The organism is Hwanghaeella sp. 1Z406, from assembly GCF_048892425.1.
Taxonomy (GTDB): Bacteria; Pseudomonadota; Alphaproteobacteria; order UBA8366; family Aestuariispiraceae; genus Pacificispira.
In genome coordinates, this window is record NZ_JBLZHU010000031.1 from 1 (window position 1) to 424 (window position 424).

1 protein-coding gene is annotated in these 424 nt (G+C 62.5%); it reads left to right on the forward strand.

The window, feature by feature from the left end; translation table 11 throughout:
• Positions 1-424: Ig-like domain-containing protein (locus tag ACOSDR_RS20220; protein ID WP_420732346.1), on the forward strand; the 424-nt coding region annotated here is incomplete at both ends.

Genomic DNA, 424 nt, shown 5'->3' on the forward strand with positions numbered 1-424 from the left:
GCGCGCTGACGGTACAGGCGGACGGGTCGTTCACCTATACCAGTGACGCGGGCGAGACGCATACGGATGGTGCGCCGCTGTTGGATGCGTTCACCTATACGATCACGGATGGGGATGGCGATACGTCTTCTGCGACGCAGGCCTTTGAGATCACCGATGATGGACCACAGCCACCGGTCCCGATGCCCCCTCCTGGCACGGAACCGCCACCTCCGGGCGAGCCGCCTGTTGGCAGCGAAGATCCGGATCACCCTGAACTGGGCGTGAATGCGGGTCGTGTGGATGAAGACGATCTGGCCGATGGGTCTGATGCGGATAAGGAACCGACAACGGTTACCGGGACGCTGACGATTGATGCGGGCGATGATGGTCTGGGCTCTGTTGCGTTCACCGACAGCGGCTTGATGCCGACCCTGACCTCTGG